This is a genomic window from Pseudomonas sp. B6(2017), assembly GCF_002112765.1.
In the GTDB taxonomy this organism is placed as follows: domain Bacteria; phylum Pseudomonadota; class Gammaproteobacteria; order Pseudomonadales; family Pseudomonadaceae; genus Aquipseudomonas; species Aquipseudomonas piscis.
Map to the genome: position 1 here is coordinate 45,255 of NZ_NEIQ01000002.1, position 24,832 is coordinate 70,086.

Consider the following 24,832-nt stretch of genomic DNA (forward strand, 5'->3'; position numbering starts at 1 on the left):
GGTCCCTGCAATGGAGCCATCGCACGGAAAAGAACAGGAACGTCACTTTACCTGTGGTTTGCCGGAGCGGCGCAGATTTTTCGTCGCTCCGGCAAACGGTCATGGGTAGTCGATCGACGGCCTACCGCAGCTCTGACTCCGACAGCACGGCATTAATTCCCTTGGCCGGCTGTCGGGCTGGGTCAGATCCAGACGTCGTTCAAGGCGGTGCGTGCGCCGCCCTTGTCACCGGTGTTGAGTACGCCCCGAGGCTCGATCAGCAGCAGCTTGACCTCCTGCTCGGACCAGGGCTTGTGTTCCACGCCCCGGGGCACGACGAACATCTCGCCGCTGGCGATGGACACCTGGCCGTCACGGAAGTCGATGTGCAGCAGGCCATCGAGGACGATGAAGGTTTCGTCGGTCTCGGCGTGGGAGTGCCAGACGAATTCGCCTTGCAGCCTGGAGATCTTGAACTGGTAGTCGTTCATCTCGGCGATCACCTTGGGGGTCCACTGTTCGCTGAACAGGCCGAGCTTCTGGGCGAAGTTGATGCTCTGGTACTGGCGTTGCGCGGTGCTGCCGGCGGGATGGTCCATGGGAACTCCATATCGTTGGTGAATGAGCGCCCAGGGTAGGCAACCCGCGGTTGTGGATTCTTGAACGATTGTGCGTGGCTCAGCGGCCGAGCATCTTCAGCCAGCGCGCCGGCGGCAGGCCATAGGCCTGGCGGAACTGGCGGGTCATGTGGCTCTGGTCGGCGAAGCCGGCAGCCAGCGCCGCGTTGGCCAGGGGCTGGCCCTGCACCAGCAGCGCCCGGACCAGGTCCAGGCGGCGCATGCTCAGGTAGCGATAGGGGCTGGTGCCGAACAGCAGGCGAAAATCCCGGGACAGGCTCCAGCGATCGCGCTGGCTGTGGGCGGCCAGCTCATCGAGGGTCAGGGTGCGGTCCAGGGCACTGTGGATGTATTCCCGGGCACGTTCGGCGGCCTGATAGTCGAAGCGTTGCCGGGGCGCCGCGACCCCGGATACCCGATTGAGCGCGTGGGCCAGGTCGAACAGGGCATCTTGCTGCTCCAGCGGGTCCAGGGGGCTGTCGATATTGTGCAGCAGGGTCTGGGTGGCGGCGAACAGCCGTGGATCGGCGGACAGGCCGCCAGCGATGAAGGGCAGGGGCTGGCCGCCGAGGATCTGCTGGATCAACGCCGGCTCGACATACAGCATGCGGTAGTGAAAGCCATCCTGGGTCCCGGCCTCGCCATCGTGGGCTTCGTCCGGATGCAGGACCATGGTTGCGCCCGGCAGGCTATGGCGCCAGCCGCCGCGATACTGGAAGCTCTGTACCCCATGCAGGGTGCGGCCGATGGCGTAGGTATCGTGGCGATGCATGTCGTAGCCATGGCCGGCGAAGTAGGCTTCGATGCGTTCCAGGCCCCGGGCGGGCGGTGCGCGGTGAACCCAGTCGGTGATGATCGGTCCGGCCATGGGGCAGTCCAGGAGCAGGTAGCTGAAACCGGCACGTTAACCCGAGGCCATGCCGGCTGTCTTGCCCGGCCCATCACGCGCTATCGAGTTGTGCCTGCCGGCCCAGGTGGCCGAACTCGATGGGGACCTTGGTGTAGAACAGCGCGAAGTCTTCCTGGGCCAGGCGTTCGAACAATTGCCGGGCTTGTGCTTCGCTGATGGCCAGGCGGATTTCCAGGGGCTGGTCGGCCAGGTCGAAAAAATGCGCCGAATGCAGTTGCCGGGAATGGCCGAAGCCTTCGACGGCGCTGGAAAGGGTGGCGCCCTGCAGGCCCATTTCCCGGGCCAGGTCGATGATCCAGTCGCCGAGCATCCGACCGTGGTAACGCCGGTTCTGCTGGGTGAAGAAGGTCACCAGGTAGCCTTGCATGATTGCCCTCCCACGACATGGCAGCCCGTTGATTGAGCATAGCTGGCGGCCGGCTCGGTGGTTGCCTGGGCGCAACGAGAGGAGTAGCGTCCACCAGCTCGCTACAGGCTCATGCGGCAGCGTTTGGGGCCCATGACACGAACCCCGACCAGGACGCTACGTCCCGCAGGAGACCGAACATGGCAGTGACCTTCCGCCCGGTGGTGGACGCCGATATCCCGCGTATCTGCGGCTTTGTGCGCAGCGCCCAGGAGCTGTTCTTCTTTTTCCCCGCCGCCACCTGGCCCTTGACCCATGAGCAGTTGCGCGACTCTATCGCCCAGCGCAGCGATTCCACGGTGATCGAGCGTGACGGGCAGGTGGTGGGTTTCGCCAATTTCTATCGCTGGGAACAGGGCGGTACCTGCACCATCGGCAACGTGATCGTCGACCCGGATGTGCGCAGCGTCGGGCTGGGCGCGCAGTTGATCGGGCAGATGATCTATCTCGCCCGCAGCCGGCACCAGGCCAGCGACGTGACCCTGTCCTGCTTCAACAGCAATGTGGCGGGGCTGTTGTTCTATCCGAAGCTGGGGTTCGTGCCCTTCGCCATCGAGGAGCGCAAGGACAAGCAACACGAGCGGGTGGCGCTGATCCACCTGCGCTACAGCCCGAGCTGAGGCCGGGAATCTCTTTTCAAGACGGAAGCCATTCATGAGCAAGCTGCGGGTCGGGATTATCTTTGGTGGCCGTTCGGCCGAGCATGAAGTGTCGCTGCAATCGGCACGCAACATCGTCGATGCCCTGGATCGCTCGCGTTTCGAGCCGGTGTTGATCGGTATCGACAAGCAGGGCCACTGGCACCTCAACGACACTTCGAACTTCCTGATCAACCAGGAGAACCCGGCGCTGATCGCCCTCAACCAGTCCAACCGTGAGCTCGCGGTGGTGCCGGGCAAGGCCAGCGGGCAACTGGTGGAGACCTCCAGCCAGGAGCTGCTGGGGCACGTCGATGTGATCTTCCCCATCGTCCACGGCACCCTGGGCGAAGACGGTTGCCTGCAGGGCCTGCTGCGCATGGCCGACTTGCCCTTCGTCGGCTCCGACGTGCTGGGCTCGGCGGTGTGCATGGACAAGGACATCAGCAAGCGCCTGCTGCGCGATGCCGGCCTTGCGGTGACGCCCTTCGTCACCCTGACCCGCGCCAACCGTGCGCGCCATGACTTTGCCCGGGTCCGGGCGGCGCTTGGCCTGCCGTTGTTCGTCAAGCCGGCCAACCAGGGCTCGTCGGTGGGGGTGAGCAAGGTCGAGGACGAGGCCCAGTACCACGCCGCGGTAGAGCTGGCCCTGGGCTTCGACCACAAGGTGCTGGTGGAGTCGGCGGTGCGTGGCCGGGAGATCGAGTGCGCGGTACTGGGCAACGACCAGCCTATCGCCAGTGGCTGTGGCGAGATCGTGGTCGGCAGCGGTTTCTATTCCTATGACAGCAAGTACATCGACGAGCAGGCGGCCCAGGTGGTAGTGCCGGCGGCCATCGACCATGAAGCCAGCGAGCGGGTTCGCGCCCTGGCCATCGAGGCTTTCCAGGTGCTGGGTTGCTCCGGGTTGGCGCGGGTCGATGTGTTTCTCACCGACAGTGGCCAGGTGTTGATCAACGAGGTCAACTCCTTGCCGGGGTTCACGCGCATCAGCATGTACCCCAAGCTATGGCAGGCCGCGGGCATGAGCTACAGCGAACTGGTCAGCCGGTTGATCGAGCTGGCTCTGGAGCGGCACGACGAGCGGCAGGCGCTGAAAATCACCCGCTGAAGCGGATCACAACCTTGATTGGGATACTACGGATGAGTGCGGCAACACCGGCATCGGTTTATCTTTTTTCCTACGGCACCCTGCAGGACAAGGCGGTGCAACTGGCCAACTTCGGCCGCGAACTGGAGGGTCGCCATGACGCCATGCTCGGCTACGACCAGCACTGGGTGGAAATCACCGACCCGCAAGTGCTGGCCAGTAGCGGCAAGACCCATCACCCGATCCTGCGTCCGGGGTCGGCGGACAGCGCACCGATCCCCGGCATGGTGTTTCGCCTCACTGCCGAGGAACTGGCAGCCGCCGACCGCTATGAAGTCTCGGACTACAAGCGAGTCAGCGTGACCTTGTCTTCCGGTATCCAGGCCTGGGTCTACATCAGCGCCTGAGTTCAGCGCGCCATGACCATCATCCCCAGGCACACCACTACCAGTAGCAACGTCCCGAGCACCATGAACAGATAATTGATCGGGGTGAAGCGGGCGTTGCTCTGGCCGTGCAAGTCGCCAGCCGCGGCATTCAGGCCGCGCTGGCCCAGCCAGGTGATCCAGGCCAGGGCCGGTATCAGCAGCAGGTTGGCGATATCCACCAGCGGAAAACCGACGTTGTTGCGCGCCAGGCTGTCCAGGACGTTGTTGGCCACCGATACGACCACGAACAGGGTCGCCAGGCCATCGTGCTCCCATTTGAAATCCTGGCCATCGCGCTTGAGCCGGGCATCGGCCTCGCGGTACAGGGCATGGGTGAAGAAGATGGCGAAAATCGCCCGGGCCACAGGCCACATTTCCTCACCGCTGTCTTGCTTGAACTGCTTCCAGTTCTTGTAGGCCCAGTACACCCGGTAGAGGCCGAAGGTGAGGATGAACAGGGTGAGGAACTTGCCCCGGGACACTACGTAGAACGGTGGCTGCTTCGCCTCCGGCAGGGAGGTGGCCAGATCCGCCTGGGGCGGGGCATAGAGGTTGTCAGACACGAGCACTCCTTGGGTTGGGTCTGAAGGGGGAGGCAACGTTAGCTCAGGTTGTTGGCCAAGAACCAGCGTGGTCTCGCTGGTCGATCGGAACCGGGTTCAGGCCCGGGGTGGATCCGCCGGCCGAACGTAGTGAATATCCCATTCACTTTCACCCACCTGAACAAAACCCAGGCGTCGATAAAAACGATTCGAGTCACTGCCGCGCAACGCATCCAGGTGGATGGGTAGTTGTTCGTTGGCGGAGCGTTGCAAAAGCTGCTCCAGGGCCTTGGCGCCGAGGCCCCGCCCTTGGAATTGCGGTAGGACGTACAGGTGCTGCAGGCGCAGATGGTCTGCGTGTGATTGGCTCTGGATAAAGCCCACAGGCTGTCCGTCACTGAGGATGAAGTGGCAGCGTTCGGCCGCGAAGCTTGCAGCAAATCGCTCTCGGGCCCGCTGAGGATCGAAGCGCCCCAGGCGCTCAAGGCTTTCGCGCATGGCCGAGATGCGCATCTGGACCAGGGTTTCCAGGTCGCTCAGGGAGGTGGGGAGTAGTGCACTCTCGTGGCTCATGTGCGACCGATCCAGGAGTACTGGAAGGTCTTTTCCTCGCCCCGATGGCCTCGGCGCCGGTAGCTGGCCAGGCTGGGGGTGGAGCAGTAGGTGCAGAGCGGGCTGATCTCGATCTGCTCGTCCGCCACGCCAGCGGCATGCAGCAGATGCACGGCGTAGCGGCTCAGGTCGAACCACAGCGAACCTTCCTGGCTGGCCGAAGGCGGAGCGATCTGCGATGGCAGCAGCGGCGCGGGTTGCTCGTGGCTCCAGGGGGCCTGGCTGGCAGGCCAGGGGCGCTGCGAGTCCGCCGAGAAGGGGGCGATGAAGTCGGCGCTGACCTCATAGCAGCAAGGCTTGATCGAGGGGCCGATGGCGACCCGCACTTGGTGTGCTTCAACCCCCTTGGTCGCCAGGTGTTGCAGCACATTGGCGATGATCCCGCCGTGCAGGCCCTTCCAGCCGCCATGCACCGCCGCGACCCAGGAACCGTCGTCGCTGCTGATCAGGATCGGCAGGCAGTCGGCGGTGACCACGGCGATCGGGCGGTTGGAGCGAGTCAGTACCGCATCGCCACGGATGATCCCGCTGGGCAAGGTCGTGCTGGCCTCGATGACATCGCCGCTGTGCACCTGGGAGCAGAAGAACAGGCTGGCCGGTAGCGTCGCGCCGATGGTGGAGAACTCATGGCGGATACCTGCGATCTGCTTCAACACGTTTGCCTGGAAACTCATCGGGCTTGTGCTCGGTTACCTCGGGATTGGTGGCAGAGCATAGCGGTATCCGATGCATTTTTGCTGACCGGCAAGCCGTGGAGCGAGGGGGGTGACCAGCGGTCGCCCCGATGCCAGAGCCTCAGGAGCCGAGCGGGATGTACAACTCCACCACGCTGTCAGGGTGCATTGGGCCGAGGAAGCGTTCACCGCTGTACTCGAACTCCACCGCATCCACGGGTACCAGCCCGGCGGCGGGCAGCCATTCGCTGTAGGCGGCGCGGAAGGTTTCCGGCAGGGTTTGCACAGTGCCGTGGTGCTCCACCCGAGCGTAGTGGCGAGCGGGGATTTCCAGCTCCACCATGCCGGGTACCAGGGGCGCGTCGGCGGCCACCGGCAGGCCGGCTATGTACCGCCATTGGCTGTCGTCCAGGGGCTGGCAGATGCCGTAGGTGCCCATGGGGTCGGCCAGGCGCTGGATCTCCTGCTCGCGGGGTTCGAAGCGTTGCCACAACTCGGGGATGGAGCCCGCATCGCCCTGCTGCCAGGCCATGCCGATGATCCGCTGCGCGCTGAGAAATACCCGTTCCGGCACCTGGGCCTTGGGGAGCTGGCGTGGGGGTTGGGCCAGGTAGCGTTGCAGCTGGCCCAGCATCTTCTGGCCGCGAGCGATCTCGCTTTCCAATTGCCGTGCCTGCTCTCGCAGCGCCTGCTCCATGGCCGGCGGGCTGTCCAGGCCGCCCTGGTCGGCCAGGGCACGGATGTCCTCCAGGGACATGCCCAACTGGCGTAGCCAGACGATCCGCCCGAGGGTGGCGATCTGCTGTGGGCCGTAGTAGCGGTAGCCGTTGTCGCGCCCGGTGAGCATGGGGGCGAACAGGCCGATGCTGTCGTAGTGGCGCAGGGTCTTGGTGGTGAGGCCGTGGCAGCGGGCCATTTGTCCGATGGTGAGCATGGAGCGTCCTGGGTGTTGTTGGGCTTGCCGGCATGTTGGGCCTTTACCTAAGGGCAAGCTCAAGCCCGGCCGTGGTGCTCAGGATGATTTTGTGGGCTTGATCAGGCTCTGGGCGGGAATGCCGAACAATTGATGCAGTTTCCAGATCATGGGCAAGGTGAGCGCGCGCTTGCCGTTGAGCACTTCATAGACGCGGTTGGTACGGCCGATGGCGGGGACCAGGTCGGCGGCGGACAGCCCGGACTGTTCCATGCGGAACTTGATCGCCTCGATCGGATTGGGCAGGTCGATGGGGAACTGCCTGGCTTCGTAAGCTTCGATCAGGGTGATCATCACGTCGAAGTAATCGCCTTCAGGGGTTCCCGGTTGTGGTTCGTTGTCGAACAGCGGCGAGACGCTCTTCAGTGCCGCGCGGTAGTCCTGGTCGGTGTGGATGGGGCGGATGTTCATGTGGGTTACTCCATGTCTACGCTGTCAGCGTCAATCGCGTCGTACTGCTGGTGAGTGCCGACGAACTTGATGTAGAGCGCACCGAAACGATAGGCCACGGCAACGATCAATCGATACTCGTTGCCCTTGATGTTGAAGACCACCCTGCGGCTTTTGAGAATGCTGGCGTTGCGGTACTGGTCCTTGATCTGCGCAGGGTTGGACCACTCTGCATTCCTTGCTTCATCGATCCAGGCCAGCAGAGGCTGTTCTGCGTCCGGGTAGCGTTTCCAGAAGGCCTTCAACTGACTGACTGCAATAATTCTCATGGCGCGATCCTAGTCCCGTCATGGGACTTAAACAAGTCGCTGAGTGAGTCGAGCGACGTACGGGCAGATCAATGGATCGGCCCGCAGACGCTACCTGGACTCAGTGACGATAAGGTCATGCGCAGAGCGTGGTGTGCACGTCGTCCATCGGTGCCTTGCCCATCTCCGCCAGGAAAGTGTGCCGCCCAAGCATAGCGGTCGCACCGGGGCTCCATGGCTGTCTCCAGGGTGAATTGCTTTGCCAGATGCAACAGGGTCGAGGCGTGCTCCAGGGCTTCGCTGATCGGTACATCGGCCTTCACGCGCAACAGCGGATGCAGGTGTTCGCCCCACAGGGAAAAGCGGATTTCACCGTGGGTGGTCAGGGGCGTGGTTACGCGAAGGGTTGCAGGGGCTTGGCCATTTCACTGGTGGCGGCCCAGCCCAGGCCCTGGTAGAGGGGTTGGCCGGAGCGAGTGGCATGCAGGATGGCGAAACCCAGGCCACGTTGCCGGAACTCGGCATCCGCCAGTTGCATCAGCGTCGTGGCCAGGCCCCGGCGGCGGTGGCTGGGCTCGACGTAGACATTGAGCACGTAGCCGCGTTGATCCTGGGTCGGGTGAGCCGGGTGGGGCGGCCAGTCGATGTTCATCAGGCCGATGCTGGCCACGGGCTGCTCGGCTTCCAGCAGCACGAAGCCGTAGTAACGACCGTCCACCAGGCGTTGATGCAGCCAGGGACGAAAGTGTTCGGTCATGACCTGCAAGGTGGCTGGCGGGTGGCCGGCGTCGAGGAACATCGCCTGGCGGTGGGCGCACACCAGTTCCAGGTCCTGGAGGCCCAGGCGACGCACGCTCAGGCCTGGGACGGTGATATCGGCGGGGATCGGCTGCATTGTCTGTTCCTCGTTGGCAAGCGCTGATGCTAGGGCAGAACTTCCTGCCCGATCAGATACAGAGCGCTGCAAAAAACAGCATACAGGCCCACAAAAAAGGGCCGGCCTCACGGCCAGCCCTTGAGTGCAGCGCAGAACCTTCAGTCCCCCAGCGCTTCGCCTTCACGCCGTGGGTCGGCGCCACCGGCCCAGGAGGCTTTGCCCTTCGCATCACGCACGCGAACGATGGCCTGGGTGCCGCTGGTCATGTCGATTTCATTCACCTGGTGCCCCTGGGCCTGCAACGCCTGTTTCAGCGCTGGGCTGAACTGGCCCTGCTCCAGCTCTGTGGGGCCGTTGCGGCTGCCGAAGTTGGGCAGGCCGACGGCGGCTTGCGGGTCGAGGTTCCAGTCGAGCATGCCGATCACCGACTTGGCCACGTACTCGATGATCTGCGAGCCGCCGGGGGAGCCGACGCTGGCCAGCAGCTCGCCGCTGGCACGATCGAAGACCAGGGTCGGCGCCATGGACGAGCGCGGGCGCTTGCCCGGCTGCACGCGGTTGGCCACCGGCTGGCCGTTCTCCTCGGGAATGAAGGAGAAGTCGGTCATCTGGTTGTTGAGCATGAAGCCCTGGACCATCAGGTGCGAGCCGAACGCCGCTTCCACCGTGGTGGTCATGGACACCGCGCCGCCCTGGTCATCCACCGCCACGACCTGGGAAGTGGAGATGCGCATCGGCGAACGGTCCGGCGCATAGGCCACCTGGATGCCCCGCGGTTTGCCGGGCTCGGCCTGGCCCATGCTGCGCTCGCCGATCAGGGCGGCACGACTGGCCAGGTAGTCCGGGGCGATCAGGCCGGCCACCGGCACTGGCACGAAGTCACTGTCGGCCACGTACAGGCCGCGGTCGGCGTAGGCCAGGCGCTCGGCCTCGGCGATCAGGTGTACCGTTTGTGGCGCCGGTTCCAGGCCGGCCGGTTGTTGGGTTTTCTGCGGTTTGAGATTGGCCAGGGTGTAGCGTGGATCACGCTGCTCCAGGGCTTGCAGGGTGCCGAGGATCTGCGCCACCGCCACGCCCCCGGAGGAGGGCGGCGGCATGCCGCAGACCTGCCAGCGCTTGTAGTCGCTGCACAGTGGCGCGCGCTCCTTGGCGCGGTAGTTCTGCAGGTCGGCGAGCGACAGGCTGCCGGGGTTGGCGTGGCCCTGGACCTTGGCCACGATCTCGGCAGCGATCGGCCCCTTGTACAGCGCGTCCGGGCCTTCCTGGGCGATGCGCTTGAGCACTGCGGCCAGCTGCGGGTTCTTCAGCAGGGTGCCGACGGCCTTGGGCGTGCCGTCGGCGTTGAGGAAGTAGGCGGCCATGTCCGGCGAGCGCGGCAGGGCGCTGTCGCTGCTGATCATGGTGTGCAGCCGTGGCGAGATGGCGAAGCCTTGTTCGGCCAGGCGGATCGCCGGTTCGAACAGTTGCGCCCAGGGCAGGCGACCGTGTTGCTTGTGGGCCATCTCCAGGGCACGCAATACCCCGGGAGTGCCCACCGAGCGTCCGCCGATCTGCGCCTGGGGGAAGGGCATGGGCTTGCCGTCGGCCTGCAGGAACAGCTTCTCGGTGGCGCCTGCCGGGGCGGTTTCGCGGCCGTCATAGGTGCGCACGGCCTTGCCATCCCAAAGCACGATCATCGCCCCGCCGCCGATCCCCGAGGATTGCGGTTCCACCAGGGTCAGCACGGCCTGCATGGCGATCGCCGCATCGATGGCCGAGCCGCCCTTGCGCAGCATTTCGCGCCCGGCCTCGGCGGCCAGCGGGTTGGCGGCAGCGGCCATGTGCTTGGCGGCGTGCCGGGTCTGCATGTCGGTGCGGTAGCCCGAGGCGACTTCCGGAGCGGGGGGCAGGGCGGTGGACGCCGGTGGGTTGTGGCAGGCGGCAAGGCCCAGGGCGGCGGCGATCAGGCCGATGCCGGCCAATTGGCGATAACGGGAGGGGAGGGTCGAGAACACGCGTTGAGCTCCGTTCGCAGGGGAATTGAAGTGTCGTCCGTGGGGGCAATGTACAGCACTAGAAAGCAGCGTTGGGCTTCACCGGCCGGCAACCCCCGGCCTTGTGCGACCGCCCGGGCGCTTCAACCTGCACCGATTGACCTGTATCAGGGCACCTGGCAGCCGTTGGGCACATGGTTGGTGGCAAACCATAAAGCCTGATGAGAGGACGCCATGTACACGAGTAAGTGGTTGCTTGTTTTCGGATTGCTGTGGGGGAGCCAGGCGTGGGGAGCGCCGCCCAGCGAACCGATCCAGCCGGTGCAGCCGGCGAAGATCACGGATGTCGACAAGGTGGAGCTGGGCAAGCAATTGTTCTTCGACCCGCGCTTGTCCAAGTCCGGTTTCATTTCCTGCAACTCCTGCCACAACCTGAGCATGGGTGGCAGCGACAACCTGCCGACCTCCATCGGCCACAACTGGCACCAGGGGCCGATCAACTCGCCCACGGTGCTCAACTCGGGTCTGAGCATCGCGCAGTTCTGGGACGGCCGCGCCGCCACGCTCCAGGAGCAGGCCGGCGGCCCCATCGCCAACCCGGGGGAGATGGGCTTCACCCACGACCTGGCGGTGGACGTGCTGCGCTCCATCCCGCAGTACCGGGCCTCGTTCAAGCGGGTCTACGGTGACGATGGCATCAAGTTCGATGACGTGACCAACGCCATCGCGGCCTTCGAAGACACCCTGGTGACCCCCAACGCGCCCTTCGACCGCTGGCTGCAAGGCGACCAGGCGGCCATCAGCCCCACCGCGCTCAAGGGCTACCAGTTGTTCAAGTCCATCGGCTGCGTGGCCTGCCACAACGGCGAGGCAGTGGGCGGCAGCTCGTTCCAGAAGATGGGCATGATCGAGCCCTACGTGACCAAGAACCCGGCCCAGGGCGTTGCCGGGCTGACCGGCAAGGACGCCGACCGGATGCGCTTCAAGGTCCCGACCCTGCGCAACGTGGCACTGACCTATCCCTACTTCCACGACGGTGCCTACTGGACCCTGGACGAGGCGGTGGACGTCATGGCCCGCCTGCAACTGGGACGCAAGCTGGACACCTCGCAGGTCAGCCAGATCGTCGCGTTCCTGGAGACCCTGACCGGCGACCAGCCGGACTTCAAGCTGCCGATGCTGCCACCTTCCTCGGCACAGACTCCACGGCCACAGCCATTCAACTGACCATGAAAAAAACCGCAGCTGGCTGCGGTTTTTTTTGCGTTGCGCTCCTGTTGATGGATGGCCGACCTACATCGGCCGAGGGTTGATCAACGCGGTCAGCACATGGTCGGCCCACTCTCCGTTGATCTTCAGGTAGGCGCGGGCCCGGCCCTCTTGTTCGAAGCCCAGGCGCGCAAGCAGTTGGGCACTGCGCAGGTTCTCGGGGCGGTGGTTGGCCATGATCCGATGCAGTTGCAGCTCATCGAAGGCATGGCCGATGGCCGCTTGCAGGGCTTCGTGCATCAGGCCCCGGCCCTGGGCGTGTCGGGCCAGGGCGAAACCCACGTGGCAGGCCTGGAACGCACCTCGCACGATGTTGGTGAAATTGCAGGCGCCCAGTACTTGCTGCTCGGCGCGATCGAACAGCAGCCAGTGCCGGGCCTCTTGGGCGGCGACTTTGCCTGCCATGTCCCCTAGCCGCTGGGCCACCGCTGCAAGCTGGAAGTACTCCTCGTCGCGCAGCGGCTCCCAGGGCGCGAGGTGCTCGCGGTTATCCAGGAGGTAACGCTGCAGGGCCGGGGCTTGGGCTTGATCGGCGCTGCGCAGGACCAGGCGCTGGGTATGCAGGGGCAGGGGAGTCGGGGTTTCGGAAGCGTTCATATCTACCGCCTGCGGAATTGGGGAAGGGCGCAACCATGGCCCGGCAAAGGCCATGGTGGATGGGCTGGAAGCCTAAGGCTTGGCGGTCTTTTGCTGCCAGGCGTTCGCGGCGGCCGCGGCCTTGAACTTGGCGCGGTTCTCCGGGGTGGCCGGCGGTTCGGAGTCGCCGAAGATCGCCTTCAGCCAATGGCCGTCGGTGGGGTTGGGGAAGAGGATGAACTTGCGCCCGAACTGCTCGCGGTCTTCGTTCATCAGTTGGCTGCGCTGCTGGACGTCGGCTACGTAGTACTTGCGTTTGAAGTCGTTGAGGTTGTCGCCGAGCATCACCACCACGTTGTGGTCCTTGGCGATTTCCTGTTGGCGTGGCTCCTTGTTGGAGCTGTCGCGATACACCGTCAGGTGCTGCTCGTCGGCGAACGGCAGCTGGTTGTGGCGCAGGTTGGCCAGGGCATATTCGTAGGTCTTTTCGCCTTGGTCGCGGCTGGTGACGTAGAACACTTCGACGCCCTTGGACTGGGCGTACTTGAGGAACTCCACCGCCCCCGGGGTGGCGACCGGGCCGTTGTCGGCGACCCACTGGTCCCAGGCGGCGTCGTCGAAGAACTCCTTGTCCGAGTTGATCAGGTAGCCCCAGTAGCTGTTGCTGCTGAGCACGGTGTCGTCGATATCGCTGATGATCGCCAGCGGGCGGTCGCCGGCCTTGCGTTGTTGCAGGGCCTGGTCCAGTTGCATCCTGGCCACGTTGAAGCCCTGGTAGTACAGCGCCTGGAACTCGGCGGCGGTCTGTCGCCAGGCCACGGCGGCGGTCAGCAGGTTGGAAGATGGCGCGCTGGCCTGGTCGGCGAAGGCCGGGGCACAGGTCATGGCCAGAAGCGAGAACAGCCAGGGGGCGAGGGAAGTCCCGGTGGTTTTTATTGTCATGGTCGAGCCCTAGAAGTGAGGATTGCGCAGCTCTCACGAACACTGCCCGGGTGTTCTATCCCAGGCTGCGCCGGCGCTCAATGCGGGTGTCGCGATTGTGGATCAATGAGGCGTAATCCCGGGTACTTTTTCGCGGGCATAAAAAAACGGCCTACCTTGCGGTAAGCCGTTTTTCGGTACTTGGTGGCTACACAGGGACTTGAACCCCGGACCCCAGCATTATGAATGCTATGCTCTAACCAACTGAGCTATGTAGCCAAGTGGCGCGCATTATTCGCTCAGAACGAACATGCGTCAAGCGTTTTTTTCAAAAAAATATCCACGCTATCAACCGCTTATCAAAATCCCCGCTTTGCTGGCATTCCCGGGTCGCAACCTGCGGCTCGAGATGCAGGGATGCATTGCGAGCGAAACAGGTCGTTAGCAAGCTAAGGGGATGGCGTGAGTGCCGGTAAAAGTGGCACATTGACGCACCTGCCCCTGTGCATCCACCCGTTGTACGGAAACAATCCTATGGCTATCAGCAATGCCCAGCCTGTCGCAACGACGGCTTCTCCTGCTTCCCAAGGCAGCCCGCTGGTCCTGCGCATCATTGGCGCGGTGGCGCTCGCGCACCTGATCAACGACCTGATCCAGGCGGTGATGCCGGCGATCTATCCGATGCTCAAGGCCAACTATGGCCTGACCTTCACCCAGGTGGGCCTGATCACCCTGACCTTCCAGCTCACGGCATCGTTGCTGCAGCCCTGGGTGGGCTACTACACCGACCGTCGGCCCCAGCCGTTCCTGCTACCGGCGGGAATGATCTGCACCCTGGTCGGCATCCTGATGATGTCCCAGGTGGGCAGCTTCGGCTTGATCCTGCTGGCTTCGGGGTTGATCGGCATCGGCTCCTCGACCTTCCACCCGGAGGCTTCCCGGGTGGCGCGGCTGGCGTCTGGCGGTCGCTATGGCCTGGCGCAATCGAGCTTCCAGGTAGGTGGCAATGCTGGCACCGCGTTCGGTCCGTTGCTGGCGGCGGCGATCATCATTCCCTATGGCCAGGGCAACGTGGCCTGGTTCGGCCTGTTCGCGCTCTTCGCCCTGGTGGTGCTGTATGCCATCAGTCGCTGGTACGCCAACCACCTGCGCCTGTACCAGCTCAAGCAGGGACAGGCAGCGACCCACGGGCTCTCCAGGGAGCGAGTGGTCAGTGCCCTGGTGGTGCTGGGGCTGTTGGTGTTCTCCAAGTATTTCTACATGGCCAGCTTCACCAGCTATTTCACTTTCTACCTGATCGAGAAGTTCGACCTGTCGGTGGCCAGTTCACAGTTGCACTTGTTCCTGTTCCTGGGAGCGGTGGCGGCGGGGACCTTCTTCGGTGGTCCCATCGGCGACAAGATCGGGCGCAAGGCGGTGATCTGGTTCTCGATCCTCGGGGTGGCGCCGTTCACCCTGCTGCTGCCCCATGTCGACCTGTTCTGGACCAGCGTACTGAGCGTGGTGATCGGCTTCATCCTGGCCTCGGCGTTTTCGGCCATCGTGGTCTACGCCCAGGAACTGGTGCCAGGAAAGGTGGGCATGATCGCCGGGATATTCTTCGGCCTGATGTTCGGTTTTGGCGGGATCGGTGCAGCGCTGCTGGGGCACCTGGCGGACCTGCACGGTATCGAGCATGTGTATTTCCTGTGCTCGTTCCTGCCGCTGTTCGGCGTATTGGCGATCTTCCTGCCCAGGACCCGCAAGGCCTGAGGCCACATGGCTGTCGGACACGCCCGGGCCATGCCCGGGCGTTGTGTTTGTGGGCCTAGCAATTGTTTTGGCGTTGGCGTGCACAATCTTGTCGGAAGGCATTGGGCGACTGGCCGCAAAGGCGCTTGAAGAACCGCGAGAAGTAGGTGGGATCGCTGAAACCTAGCTGATCCCCTAGCTGGCTGATACCGATGTTGCTGTACACCAGGCTGCGCTTGGCCTCCAGCATCAGGCGCTGGTGGATGATCTGCAGGGCGGTCTGCCCGGCCAGTTCCCGGCACAGGGTATTGAGGTACACGCTGGACAGGCCGATACGGTGGGCCAGGGATTCCACTGTAGGGTGTTCTCGGTAGTGCTGTTCCACCAGCCTGATGAAATGTCCCAGCAACTGCTGGTGACGCTCGTTGCGGTTGCCGGGCATGGCGTTCCGCTGACTGCGGCGGGCGATCCAGATCATCAGCACGTTGACCAGTGATTGCAGCAGCAGATCCCGGGCCGAGGCGCTACCTTCGTACTCATGCAGCAGTGTCTTGAACAGGGTGTCGAGACTGCGCCGGTCGGACCCCACCGAGTAGCAGCCAGAAGATGCCAGCACTGCCAGTGGAGCGCCCAACTGCGTTTCCAGCTGGGCGACCAGGGGGGCCGCCAGGGTCAGCACGTAGCCCTGGATATCGGCGCTGAACTGGAAGCCATGGACCATCAGCGGCGGTATGACCTGGACCGCCGTCTCCTGTACTTCTCGGCGCTGGCCTTCGACTTCTACCATGGCCTGGCCACGCTGCACGTACAGCAACTGGTAAAGGTCTGCGTGGCGATGGGGCTTGATCTCCCAGTGGTGCAGGCTGCTGCGTTCGGGGATGGATTCGCAGTGCAGCAGGTCCGGGGTCGGCCAGGCCTGGTTCTCGCCATAGAGCTTGAAGACCGGGATGCTGGAGAGGCTGGCTTTCATGGGCTCTGGACCTTTACGAGGAGAGGGGTGGACTGCTCGATAATCGAACGCTGTTTGTAAAAGTGCATTTTTTGTGGCGGTTTATCACCATTTTTTGCGTTTTTTGTCAGTAAAAATGCAGGGTAGAACAATAACCATAAATTCCGATCGAGGCCTGTGGCCCGCATCGGAACACCCTGTGAGACGACGACAATGAAGACTCAGGTTGCGATTATCGGTGCCGGCCCATCCGGACTGCTGTTGGGCCAATTGCTGCACCGGGCTGGTATCGACACGGTGATCCTCGAGCGCCAGGCCCCGGACTACGTCCTGGGTCGCATCCGTGCCGGAGTGTTGGAGCAAGGCACGGTGGACCTGTTGCGCGAAGCCGGCGTTGCCCGGCGCATGGACGCCGACGGGCTGGTCCACGAAGGCGTGGAGCTGTTGCTGGGCGGGCGGCGGGTACGTATCGATCTCAAGGCCCTTACCGGTGGCAAGACCGTGATGGTCTACGGCCAGACCGAAGTCACCCGCGACCTGATGCAGGCCCGAGCGGCCTGCGGTGCAGTGACGCTCTATTCGGCAAGCCAGGTGCAACTGCATGACCTGCAAGGCGAGCGGCCTTACGTCACTTGTGAGCAAGACGGTCAGTCATTGCGGATCGACTGTGACTACATCGCCGGGTGCGACGGCTTCCATGGCGTGGCCCTGCAAAGCATTCCCCAAGAGTTACTCACACACTATGCACGTGAGTATCCCTTTGGCTGGTTGGGGCTGCTGGCCGATACTCCACCGGTCAACCCTGAGTTGATCTATGCACAGCACGACCGGGGTTTCGTGCTGTGTAGTCAACGTTCCCTGACTCGCAGTCGTTACTACCTGCAAGTGCCTCTGGGCGACAAGCTCGAAGATTGGTCCGATCGGCGTTTCTGGGAGGAACTCAAGGTGCGCCTGCCTGCTGACTTGGCTCAGCGCCTGGTGACCGGCCCATCGCTGGAAAAGAGCATCGCCCCCCTGCGCAGTCATGTGGTGGAGCCGATGCAGCACGGCAAGCTGTTCCTGGTAGGGGACGCGGCTCACATCGTCCCGCCCACCGGGGCCAAGGGGCTGAATCTGGCGGCGTCCGATGTGCACTACCTGTACCGCATCCTGGTCAAGGTCTACCGGCAGGGACGGATCGATCTTGTGTCCAGGTATTCCGAACTGGCCCTGCGCCGGGTTTGGAAAGGCGAAAGGTTCAGCTGGTTCATGACCAATCTCATGCATGATTTCGGCGAGCATCAGGATGCCTGGGCACACAAGATGCAACAGGCCGACCGTGAGTATTTCCTCCATTTCCCTGCGGGCCAGTTGAGCATCGCCGAGAACTACGTGGGGCTGCCCTACGAGGAGGTGGGCTGAACAATGGCAGCGCGCAACGCACGCGCAGGAGCTCGATTCAGACGCGGCTGAATATGTCGGTTCTGTAGCTTTCTCGTATCTAAATGATAATCATTAGTATTACACTCCGGTCCCCATCCCTTAGCGCACCGTTAAGGTGCATTGGTTCGACAAGGATTGCGTGTAATGAAACTCAGCTCCTGCCTGTTCAACTCCCTCCTATTGAGTGCCGGTGTCGGCTTGCTTGGGCCGCTGGCACAGGCCGCCGAGACCGGTGACGACTCCAAGCCGACATCGCTGGAATTGGATACCGCCTTCGTCACGGCCAGCGGTGGTGCCACTGATCTCAAGGATGCGCCGGCCAGCGTCAGCGTCATCACCCGTGAGGAAATCGAACGTCAGCCGGTCTATGACCTCAACACCTTGCTGCGCCGGGTGCCGGGCGTGACGGGAGGCTTCGGCCCGGTGGGCGAGCAGTCGAAGATCAAGCTGCGGGGGCTGGACGACAAGTACACGCTGATCCTGGTGGACGGCAAGCGGGTCGGTAGCTCCGGGGATATCAGCTACCGCCGTGACCTGGCGCGCCAGGACCTGAACTGGATCTCGCCGAACATGATCGAGCGCATCGAGATCGTCCGTGGGCCGATGTCCTCGCTTTATGGCTCGGATGCCATGGGAGGGGTGATCAATATCATCACCCGCAAGGTGTCGCGGACCTGGAGCGGTTCGGCCAGCACCAATATCACCGTGCCCAAGGATTCCGACCGCGGCCAGACCACCCAGTACAGTGCCAACCTGGCCGGCCCGCTGACCGAATCCCTGGGCCTGCGCCTGGGGGCCAACGTGACCCGGCGCGCGGCGGATGAGGCTCAGGCCCGTCTCGATTCGAAGGGCGAATTCATGTATGGCGACGGGGCTGGAGGCTCCAAGGACCAGAGCCTGAATGCCCTGCTGGACTGGCAGATCAATGATGAGCAGAGCCTGTCCTTCGAGGCTGTACATGGGGTAGAGCGTGCCTGGGCTCCAAAAAGCGAGGATGCGGTTGGGGAGTCGTTCGGCCCCAGCCGCCTGATCCGCGACAGCTACATCCTGTCCCATGTCGGGGAGTGGAGCTTCGGTACCTCGAAACTCGATGCCTACCTGAACAAGTACCGCAACGATATCGACTGGGGCAAGGCCAGTTCCGAAGAGAAGATCGTCGAAGGCAGCCTGAATATGCCGTTCGAGTTACTGGTGGACCAGCGCCTGACCGTCGGTGGGCAATGGAAGCGTGAAGAGCTGACCAACACCGACACCCTGGGCACGGTGCCGGTGGACTACAAGGGCGCGCCAGTCAGTGGCTCGACCCTGAAGGGTGATTATTCGGCGGCCTTCATCGAGGATGAGCTGTTCCTCCTGGACAACCTGTCCCTGACCCTGGGCAACCGCTTTGACCACAGCGACAAATATGGCAATCACAACAGCCCGCGGGCCTATGTGGTCTACCACCCGCATCCGGACTGGACGGTGCGCGGCGGGGTGTCCAAGGGCTTTCGTGCGCCGAGCCTGAAGGAGGGCAGCGCCGGCGCGGCGACCGAGTCCGGTGGCCGTGGCTGTGGCTCGCTCAAGCCCCTGGGATACAAGGAGGGTAGTTGCTGGATGGCCGGTAACCCGGACCTGACGCCCGAAACCAGCACCAACAAAGAGATCGGCGTGTCCTTCAACCATGACGACTGGGAGCTGGGCCTGACCTACTTCCATACCGATTTCAGAGACAAGATCGAATATGCGCCTCTGGATTTCTACCAGGGTCGCTGGTGGACCATGCTGGATAACATCGACAAGGCCCGGACCCGCGGCTGGGAAGGCACCACCCGGATCCCGCTGGGCGACTCGGTGAACTGGCGCACCAACGCCACCTACATGCTGGAAAGCCGCAACTTATCCACCGGCGAGGACCTGATCAGTGCGCCCAAGCTCTCGCTGTTCAGTGCGCTGGACTGGCAGGTCAACGATCGCTTGAGTACCGAACTGTCGGCGCAGCATGTGGGCAAGCAGCGAGGGATACGCAATGACTTCGTGCAGTCCTACACCACCTACGACTTGACGGCCAACCTGGCCCTGACCAAGTGGCTGACCTTGAATGGCGGGGTACAGAACCTGCTGGACAAGGACCTGCGGGACGGCTCGACCAACTTCTATGTGCCTGGCAGGGCGTTCTTCGCGGGGGCGACCACCTACTTCTGAGGTTACAACAGGGCTACCCCATTGCCTGGCAGTGGGGCGGCCCTGTTGCTAGGAGTATGTCTAGACTTGGCATTGCGCCAGGGCGGGCGAGAGGCTGGCAAAACAGAGGGCATAAAAAACAAACCCCCGTGCATCCTGGGGATGTACGGGGGTCGCTGTCGTCCGGTGGGGATCAGACGTTGAAGCGGAAGTGCATCACGTCGCCATCCTTGACGATGTACTCCTTGCCTTCCAGGCGCCACTTGCCGGCTTCCTTGGCACCGGCTTCACCCTTGAACTGGATGAAGTCGTCATAGGCCACCACTTCGGCGCGGATGAAGCCTTTTTCGAAGTCGGTGTGGATCACGCCCGCAGCTTGCGGTGCGGTGGCGCCGACGCGAACGGTCCAGGCCCGAACTTCCTGCACGCCGGCAGTGAAGTAGGTCTGCAGGTTGAGCAGTTCGTAGCCTGCGCGGATCACGCGATTCAGGCCAGGCTCTTCCAGGCCCAGGGCCTCGAGGAACATGTCCTTTTCTTCACCTTCTTCCAACTCGGCGATCTCGGCTTCGATCTTGTTGCATACCGGTACCACGACCGCGCCTTCTTCTTCGGCGATGGCCTTGACCACGTCCAGGTGCGGGTTGTTCTCGAAGCCATCCTCGGCCACGTTGGCGATGTACATCACCGGCTTGCTGGTCAGCAGGTGGAAGCCACGGATCACGGCCTTTTCTTCGGCGCTCATGTTCTTCATCAGGCTGCGTGCCGGCTTGCCTTCGGTGAAGTGCGGGATCAGTTGCTCGAGAATGGCCTTCTGGGCGAGGGCGTCCTTGTCGCCGCCCTTGGCATTGCGCGCTACCTTCTGCAGTTGTTTCTCGCAGCTGTCGAGGTCAGCGAAGATCAGTTCCAGATCGATGATCTCGATGTCGCGCTTCGGGTCGACGCTGTTGGAGACGTGAATCACGTTCTCGTCTTCGAAGCAGCGCACTACGTGGGCGATGGCATCGGTCTCGCGGATGTTGGCGAGGAACTTGTTGCCCAGGCCTTCACCCTTGGATGCGCCTGCCACCAGGCCGGCGATGTCGACGAATTCCATGGTGGTCGGCAGGACGCGGTTCGGCTTGACGATCTCGGCCAGGGCATCCAGGCGCGCATCGGGCATTGGCACGATGCCGCTGTTGGGCTCGATGGTGCAGAAGGGGAAGTTCTCCGCCGCGATGCCGGACTTGGTCAGGGCGTTGAACAGGGTGGACTTGCCGACGTTGGGCAGGCCGACGATGCCGCAATTGAATCCCATGGTGTTTCCCCTCGGGTAAGAGTCAGGCCTTCTGGCTGTGCAGGTTTTTCATCGCGCGGTTCCATTCACCGGCGAAGATATCCGGCAGCACGCCGAGGGCAAAATCGATGCTGGCATCGAGTTTTTCCTGTTCGGCGCGTGGCGCACGACCCAGGACAAAGTTCGAAACCATGCTGGCGACGCCCGGGTGGCCGATGCCGAGCCGCAGGCGGTGAAAGGTATTCTGGTTGCCGAGCTGCGCGATGATGTCCCGCAGTCCGTTGTGCCCGCCGTGTCCGCCGCCGGTCTTGAGCTTGGCGACGCCGGGAGGCAAGTCTAGTTCGTCATGGGCCACCAGGATTTCTTCGGGCTTGATGCGGAAGAAACCCGCAAGCGCCGCCACGGCCTGGCCGCTGCGGTTCATGTAGGTGGTGGGAATCAGCAGACGAATGTCCTGACCCTGGTGACTGAAGCGCCCGGTCAGGCCGAAATATTTGCGATCGGCCACAAGGTTCACACCTTGTTTGTCGGCGATGCGCTCAACAAAAAGGGCCCCTGCGTTATGCCGGGTCTGTTCGTATTCAGGGCCTGGATTACCCAGGCCGACGATCAGTTTTATGGCATTCACGATAGGGGCCCTTCTCTGGAGTTGTGGATAACATCGCCGCGCAGCTTGGCAGCGGCGAAAGTGGACGACAACAGCTCATTTACCATGATGCGTAAACTTCGCGTTCTCGCCCGCTTTCTCGCTACGTCACTGTCCGCGATGTTTCCGCTACTCCGGCGTCAGAGTGAAATTACTCTGCAGCGCCTTCAGCAGCTTCTGGAGCAACACGTGGAGCGTGGACGTTGGCTACTGCCAGGTCGTTGCCGTGTGCCAGGGCCACGAACTCAACGCCTTTAGGGGCCTTGATGTTGGACAGGTGAACGATGGTGCCGATTTCAGCGTCAGCCAGGTCGACTTCGATGAACTCAGGCAGATCTTTCGGCAGGCAGGAAACTTCGATTTCCGACACTACGTGGGAGATCTCGCCGCCTTTCTTCACAGGTGCAGATTCGTTGATGAAGTGCACTGGAACGATGGCGGTCAGTTTCTGGCCGGCAACTACGCGAACGAAGTCGGCGTGCAGCACGTGGCCTTTGGCTGGGTGGCGTTGCAGGGCCTTGATCACGACGTTCTGCTTGGTGCCACCGACGTTCAGTTCGATGATGTGGCTGTAGGCAGCTTCGTTTTCCAGCAGCTTGGCAATTTCCTTGGCCAGCATGCTGATGGATTCAGGGGCTTTGTCGCCACCGTAAACAACAGCTGGAACCAGGCTGGCGAGACGACGCAGGCGGCGGCTCGCACCTTTCCCCAGGTCGGAACGCACTTCAGCATTCAGGGTAAAATCGTTCATTTTGTATCTCCAAAATAACCTCGTTCGCCTTGGCGTTTGCGACCAGCGCCAAGGGCGATACGGGCAAAAAAGCCCCGTCCCAACCTAGGTTGGGACGGGGCGCTTTTCGTCATCGAGATGTTTTGCCAGGGACTAGCCCTTAGCGGAACATCGCGCTGATCGATTCTTCGTTGCTGATACGGCGAACCGCTTCGGCAACTACCGGTGCGATATCCAGTTGGCGGATACGTGCACAGGCTTGTGCTGCTGCGGACAGCGGGATGGTGTTGGTCACCACCAGCTCGTCCAGCACGGAATTTTCGATGTTCTCGATGGCCCGGCCCGACAGCACAGGGTGTGTGCAGTAGGCGAAGACCTTGGCGGCGCCATGCTCTTTCAGGGCCTTGGCCGCGTGGCACAGGGTGCCGGCGGTATCGACCATGTCGTCGACCAGAATGCAGGTGCGTCCTTCGACGTCGCCGATGATATGCATCACTTCGGAGTGATTGGCTTTCTCACGACGCTTGTCGATGATCCCGAGATCAACGCCCAGGGACTTGGCCACGGCACGTGCACGCACGACGCCGCCGATGTCCGGGGAGACGATCATCAGGTTTTCGAAACGCTGGTCTTCGATATCGTCCACCAAGACTGGGGAACCGTAGATGTTATCTACCGGGATATCGAAGAAACCCTGGATCTGGTCAGCGTGCAGGTCAACCGTGAGAACACGGTCGATGCCGACTACGGTGAGCATGTCAGCCACGACTTTCGCGCTGATAGCCACACGTGCGGAACGCGGACGGCGATCCTGACGGGCATAACCAAAATAAGGAATAACAGCAGTGATACGAGTAGCCGAGGAACGACGGAAGGCATCAGCCATCACGACGAGTTCCATCAGGTTATCGTTGGTCGGAGCGCAGGTCGGCTGAATAATGAAGACGTCTTTACCGCGGACATTTTCATTGATCTCGGCAGTAATTTCGCCGTCGGAAAATTTTCCAACAGAAATGTCACCGAGAGGGATATGCAGCTGACGTACGACACGCCGAGCCAGATCGGGGTTGGCGTTCCCCGTAAAGACCATCATCTTGGACACGCGCAGTACCTGAAGGCTGAGGGTATACCTGGATGAGTATAAGGAAAATGGCAGGGGCGGCTGGATTCGAACCAACGCATGGCAGGATCAAAACCTGCTGCCTTACCGCTTGGCGACGCCCCTGTATCTGTTGCTTCGAGTGCCTGGCACTCGTTTCCGTTAGAGCAGTGTTTGCAGCTTGCGATGCAACATCGAAACGTTGCTTCCTTTTGCTACAAACCCTGAAAGGGTCTCTGTAAGAAGGGCCGAGACTTTATCAGCTTCAGCTTTGCTTGGGAAGCCCCCAAACACACAACTTCCAGTTCCAGTCAGTTTTGCTTCGGTAAATTTACCTAGCAAATTCAATGCGTTACGTACTTCTGGATAACGCCTTGCGACTACCGGAAGGCAGTCATTTCTGCTGTTTCCCTTGGGAACGGGGCGCACTTTAATGGGCGCGCTGTCACGTGTCAACAGCGGATCGGAAAAAATTTCTGCTGTACTTACAGAGACTTGCGGTACCAGCACGAGGTACCACGGCTCCTCGGGGTATTCGGGGCTGAGTTTTTCCCCGACGCCCTCGGCGAATGCCGCATGCCCACGGACGAAGACCGGTACGTCGGCGCCCAGGGTCAAACCCAGTGCCGCAAGGCGGTCTTCATCCCAGTCCAGCTGCCAGAGATGGTTCAGGCCCAGCAGGGTAGTGGCGGCATTGGAGCTGCCGCCACCGATGCCGCCGCCCATGGGCAGGATCTTGTCGATCCAGATGTCGACACCCAGGGTGCAGCCGGATTGTTCCTGGAGTTTCTTCGCGGCCTTGACGATCAGGTTGCTGTCGTGGGGGACGCCTTCGAACTCGGTATTCAGGCGGATCACCCCGTCATCACGTACGGCGAAAGTGATTTCGTCGCCGTAGTCGAGGAATTGGAACAGCGTCTCCAATTCGTGATAACCGTCTGCACGACGTCCCAGGATATGCAGCATCAGGTTGAGCTTGGCCGGGGAGGGCAGGGTCAGCTTTTGCACGCTCATGTCATTGCCCCAGCTTGCGTGGTTGCCATTCCTTGATCACCAGGGTGACGTCAAGGTCGCTGCCATGCAGCTTGATCCGCTCGGGCAACCAGTAGCCGTTCTGCTGCGAGTAGCTGCTGTACTCCACTTGCCAGCCGTCCTGTTCCAGGCTCGCCAGGTGGCTGTCGCCATCCAGGGTCAGGCGGCTCTTGCTACCCGGGGCGGGCAGGCCCCGAACCCACCAGCCCAGGTGAGACACCGGCAGTTTCCAGCCCAGTTGTTCTTCCAGCAGCGACTCCGGGCTGCTGGCTTCGTAGCGGCCCTGGTTGGCCACTTCGAGGCTGACCTGGCCCGGGCGACCGGTCAGGCGTGCGGCGCCGCGGCCCAGCGGGCCGGACAGGCGGATGTCGTAGTAATCCTGGCGTTGCAGCCAGAACAGCGTGCCGCTGCCGGAGTCCTTGGGGGCACGGATGCCGATCTTGCCGTTGATCTGCCAGCCATCGAGAGCACTCAACTGGTCCTTGTGCTGGCGCCATTGCGCCGGGTTGCCCTGGCCCTGGACGGATTCGCGGGCGCCGAAACCGGCGCAGCCGGCCAGCAGGGCAATGAAGCTGAAAACGATGAAGTGGCGCACGAGCATGGT

27 protein-coding genes, 2 tRNA genes and 1 pseudogene are annotated in these 24,832 nt (G+C 62.6%); 7 read left to right on the top strand and 23 right to left on the bottom strand.

Annotation, left to right across the window (positions count from 1 at the left end; genetic code table 11):
* Positions 1–182 precede the first annotated feature (182 nt).
* From CAG11_RS03410 to CAG11_RS03420, 3 genes are all read right to left on the bottom strand, one after another.
* Entirely contained in the window at positions 183–578 is a 396-nt protein-coding gene (locus CAG11_RS03410; RefSeq protein ID WP_085594692.1) for a cupin domain-containing protein, read from the bottom strand.
* Positions 579–657: 79 nt separating this feature from the next.
* The gene (locus CAG11_RS03415) at positions 658–1,464 is read right to left on the bottom strand and encodes an AraC family transcriptional regulator (protein WP_085594694.1); all 807 of its coding nucleotides are present in this window, start codon (positions 1,462–1,464) and stop codon (positions 658–660) included.
* Positions 1,465–1,537: 73 nt separating this feature from the next.
* Complete coding sequence (locus CAG11_RS03420; RefSeq protein WP_085594696.1) at positions 1,538–1,873, bottom strand: DUF190 domain-containing protein; 336 nt, start codon at positions 1,871–1,873, stop codon at positions 1,538–1,540.
* A gap of 179 nt (positions 1,874–2,052) precedes the next feature.
* Between CAG11_RS03420 and CAG11_RS03425 the strand changes: the two genes are divergently transcribed.
* The 3 genes from CAG11_RS03425 to CAG11_RS03435 are packed head-to-tail and all read left to right on the top strand — an operon-like array spanning position 2,053 to position 4,047.
* Entirely contained in the window at positions 2,053–2,532 is a 480-nt protein-coding gene (locus tag CAG11_RS03425) for a GNAT family N-acetyltransferase (RefSeq protein ID WP_053132067.1), read from the top strand.
* 34 nt (positions 2,533–2,566) lie between these two features.
* Positions 2,567–3,661 (top strand): D-alanine--D-alanine ligase, encoded by a 1,095-nt coding sequence (gene ddlA, locus CAG11_RS03430; protein WP_085594698.1) that lies wholly within the window; start codon positions 2,567–2,569, stop codon positions 3,659–3,661.
* A gap of 32 nt (positions 3,662–3,693) precedes the next feature.
* Entirely contained in the window at positions 3,694–4,047 is a 354-nt protein-coding gene (locus tag CAG11_RS03435; RefSeq protein ID WP_085594700.1) for a gamma-glutamylcyclotransferase family protein, read from the top strand.
* 2 nt (positions 4,048–4,049) lie between these two features.
* On the opposite strand, the gene CAG11_RS03440 is transcribed toward CAG11_RS03435, so the two are convergent.
* The 9 genes and pseudogenes from CAG11_RS03440 to ggt form a co-directional block, all read right to left on the bottom strand.
* Entirely contained in the window at positions 4,050–4,631 is a 582-nt protein-coding gene (locus tag CAG11_RS03440) for a hypothetical protein (RefSeq protein WP_085594702.1), read from the bottom strand.
* A gap of 96 nt (positions 4,632–4,727) precedes the next feature.
* On the bottom strand, positions 4,728–5,183 hold the full coding sequence (locus tag CAG11_RS03445) for a GNAT family N-acetyltransferase (protein WP_085594704.1): 456 nt from the start codon (positions 5,181–5,183) through the stop codon (positions 4,728–4,730).
* Complete coding sequence (locus CAG11_RS03450) at positions 5,180–5,896, bottom strand: polyphenol oxidase family protein (RefSeq protein WP_085594706.1); 717 nt, start codon at positions 5,894–5,896, stop codon at positions 5,180–5,182. Before CAG11_RS03450 ends, CAG11_RS03445 begins: the two co-directional genes overlap by 4 nt.
* A 121-nt stretch (positions 5,897–6,017) precedes the next feature.
* The gene (locus CAG11_RS03455; RefSeq protein ID WP_085594708.1) at positions 6,018–6,830 is read right to left on the bottom strand and encodes a MerR family transcriptional regulator; all 813 of its coding nucleotides are present in this window, start codon (positions 6,828–6,830) and stop codon (positions 6,018–6,020) included.
* A 78-nt stretch (positions 6,831–6,908) separates the two neighbouring features.
* Positions 6,909–7,280, bottom strand: coding sequence for a type II toxin-antitoxin system HigA family antitoxin (locus CAG11_RS03460; RefSeq protein ID WP_085594710.1), 372 nt, complete (start codon positions 7,278–7,280; stop codon positions 6,909–6,911).
* 5 nt (positions 7,281–7,285) lie between these two features.
* A complete protein-coding gene (locus tag CAG11_RS03465; protein ID WP_085594712.1) occupies positions 7,286–7,588 on the bottom strand; it encodes a type II toxin-antitoxin system HigB family toxin in 303 nt (100 codons plus the stop codon).
* A 115-nt stretch (positions 7,589–7,703) separates the two neighbouring features.
* Positions 7,704–7,953, bottom strand: a pseudogene (locus tag CAG11_RS03470) (DUF3077 domain-containing protein).
* 8 nt (positions 7,954–7,961) lie between these two features.
* Complete coding sequence (locus CAG11_RS03475; RefSeq protein WP_085594714.1) at positions 7,962–8,462, bottom strand: GNAT family N-acetyltransferase; 501 nt, start codon at positions 8,460–8,462, stop codon at positions 7,962–7,964.
* 140 nt (positions 8,463–8,602) lie between these two features.
* Positions 8,603–10,438 (bottom strand): gamma-glutamyltransferase, encoded by a 1,836-nt coding sequence (gene ggt, locus CAG11_RS03480; protein WP_085594716.1) that lies wholly within the window; start codon positions 10,436–10,438, stop codon positions 8,603–8,605.
* Positions 10,439–10,651: 213 nt separating this feature from the next.
* Between ggt and CAG11_RS03485 the strand changes: the two genes are divergently transcribed.
* Positions 10,652–11,644 (top strand): cytochrome-c peroxidase, encoded by a 993-nt coding sequence (locus CAG11_RS03485; protein WP_085594719.1) that lies wholly within the window; start codon positions 10,652–10,654, stop codon positions 11,642–11,644.
* A 66-nt stretch (positions 11,645–11,710) separates the two neighbouring features.
* Here the strand turns inward: CAG11_RS03485 and CAG11_RS03490 are convergent, their stop codons facing one another.
* The 3 genes from CAG11_RS03490 to CAG11_RS03500 form a co-directional block, all read right to left on the bottom strand.
* Positions 11,711–12,283, bottom strand: a complete 573-nt coding sequence (locus tag CAG11_RS03490) for a GNAT family N-acetyltransferase (protein ID WP_085594721.1) — start codon at positions 12,281–12,283, stop codon at positions 11,711–11,713.
* Between the two features lie 72 nt (positions 12,284–12,355).
* Complete coding sequence (locus CAG11_RS03495) at positions 12,356–13,204, bottom strand: 5'-nucleotidase, lipoprotein e(P4) family (RefSeq protein WP_085594723.1); 849 nt, start codon at positions 13,202–13,204, stop codon at positions 12,356–12,358.
* A gap of 181 nt (positions 13,205–13,385) precedes the next feature.
* Positions 13,386–13,462, bottom strand: a tRNA-Met gene (locus CAG11_RS03500).
* Positions 13,463–13,717: 255 nt separating this feature from the next.
* On the opposite strand from CAG11_RS03500, the gene CAG11_RS03505 reads away from it, so the two are divergent.
* Positions 13,718–14,935 carry an MFS transporter gene (locus tag CAG11_RS03505; RefSeq protein ID WP_085594725.1) on the top strand — a complete coding sequence of 406 codons (1,218 nt, stop codon included), beginning with the start codon at positions 13,718–13,720 and terminating at the stop codon, positions 14,933–14,935.
* 55 nt (positions 14,936–14,990) lie between these two features.
* Here CAG11_RS03505 and CAG11_RS03510 read toward each other — a convergent pair whose 3' ends face one another.
* Positions 14,991–15,884, bottom strand: a complete 894-nt coding sequence (locus CAG11_RS03510; RefSeq protein WP_085594727.1) for a helix-turn-helix domain-containing protein — start codon at positions 15,882–15,884, stop codon at positions 14,991–14,993.
* Between the two features lie 192 nt (positions 15,885–16,076).
* Between CAG11_RS03510 and pobA the strand changes: the two genes are divergently transcribed.
* Both pobA and CAG11_RS03520 read left to right on the top strand, forming a co-directional pair.
* The gene (gene pobA / locus CAG11_RS03515) at positions 16,077–17,264 is read left to right on the top strand and encodes a 4-hydroxybenzoate 3-monooxygenase (RefSeq protein ID WP_085594729.1); all 1,188 of its coding nucleotides are present in this window, start codon (positions 16,077–16,079) and stop codon (positions 17,262–17,264) included.
* 165 nt (positions 17,265–17,429) lie between these two features.
* Positions 17,430–19,469 (top strand): TonB-dependent receptor domain-containing protein, encoded by a 2,040-nt coding sequence (locus CAG11_RS03520; protein WP_085594731.1) that lies wholly within the window; start codon positions 17,430–17,432, stop codon positions 19,467–19,469.
* A gap of 172 nt (positions 19,470–19,641) precedes the next feature.
* Here the strand turns inward: CAG11_RS03520 and ychF are convergent, their stop codons facing one another.
* The 7 genes from ychF to lolB form a co-directional block, all read right to left on the bottom strand.
* A complete protein-coding gene (gene ychF / locus CAG11_RS03525; RefSeq protein WP_022640901.1) occupies positions 19,642–20,742 on the bottom strand; it encodes a redox-regulated ATPase YchF in 1,101 nt (366 codons plus the stop codon).
* 22 nt (positions 20,743–20,764) lie between these two features.
* Positions 20,765–21,349, bottom strand: a complete 585-nt coding sequence (gene pth / locus CAG11_RS03530) for an aminoacyl-tRNA hydrolase (protein WP_085594733.1) — start codon at positions 21,347–21,349, stop codon at positions 20,765–20,767.
* A 169-nt stretch (positions 21,350–21,518) separates the two neighbouring features.
* Entirely contained in the window at positions 21,519–22,118 is a 600-nt protein-coding gene (locus CAG11_RS03535) for a 50S ribosomal protein L25/general stress protein Ctc (RefSeq protein WP_085594735.1), read from the bottom strand.
* A 139-nt stretch (positions 22,119–22,257) separates the two neighbouring features.
* Positions 22,258–23,199: a ribose-phosphate pyrophosphokinase gene (locus CAG11_RS03540; RefSeq protein WP_003171603.1), complete on the bottom strand. Its 942-nt coding sequence runs from the start codon at positions 23,197–23,199 to the stop codon at positions 22,258–22,260.
* Positions 23,200–23,247: 48 nt separating this feature from the next.
* Positions 23,248–23,322, bottom strand: a tRNA-Gln gene (locus CAG11_RS03545).
* A 36-nt stretch (positions 23,323–23,358) separates the two neighbouring features.
* Complete coding sequence (ispE, locus tag CAG11_RS03550; RefSeq protein WP_085594737.1) at positions 23,359–24,210, bottom strand: 4-(cytidine 5'-diphospho)-2-C-methyl-D-erythritol kinase; 852 nt, start codon at positions 24,208–24,210, stop codon at positions 23,359–23,361.
* 1 nt (position 24,211) lies between these two features.
* Positions 24,212–24,829: a lipoprotein insertase outer membrane protein LolB gene (gene lolB / locus CAG11_RS03555; RefSeq protein ID WP_085594739.1), complete on the bottom strand. Its 618-nt coding sequence runs from the start codon at positions 24,827–24,829 to the stop codon at positions 24,212–24,214.
* Positions 24,830–24,832 lie beyond the last annotated feature (3 nt).